This window comes from Verminephrobacter aporrectodeae subsp. tuberculatae At4 (genome assembly GCF_000193225.1).
Taxonomy (GTDB): domain Bacteria; phylum Pseudomonadota; class Gammaproteobacteria; order Burkholderiales; family Burkholderiaceae_C; genus Acidovorax; species Acidovorax aporrectodeae.
The window spans coordinates 1-366 of record NZ_AFAL01001049.1 but is presented as its reverse complement, the minus strand read 5'-3'; the positions used below and the strand labels follow the sequence as shown (position 1 = coordinate 366).

Sequence of the window (366 nt, the reverse complement as noted above, 5' to 3'; positions counted from 1 at the left end):
GTTGCCCAAGGAGCCGCCCACGCTCAACGAGGTGGTGCGGCTGATTGCCAGGCTGGGGGGCTTTCTTGCGCGAAAGCGCGATGGTGAGCCCGGAGTCAAGACCATCTGGCTGGGAATGCAGCGCATTCTTGACTTTGCCGCTGGCATCAGGTTCTGTCGCGAGCTTCAGGCTCAGGGGAGCTGTGTATAACGAAATGGGCTTGCCGCCGTTCGGCCATGGAAAACCCTGACCCAAGCCCCAAGCGGCTCACTGAAACGGGCTCTTGCCTGCTGCACAGGCCCAGCATGCATGGCGGGCTCCTGAAATAACCCATAGTGTATGGCGGGCGTTGCGCCAAAACCGAAATGCCGGTTTCTGGCGCCGCT

Annotated in this window: 1 protein-coding gene; it reads left to right on the top strand. The window is 61.2% G+C overall.

What is annotated here, in order from left to right; all coding sequences use genetic code 11:
* Nucleotides 1-190: IS4 family transposase (locus VTU_RS0124835; RefSeq protein WP_029554741.1), on the top strand; the 190-nt coding region annotated here is incomplete at its 5' end.
* Nucleotides 191-366: the final 176 nt, after the last annotated feature.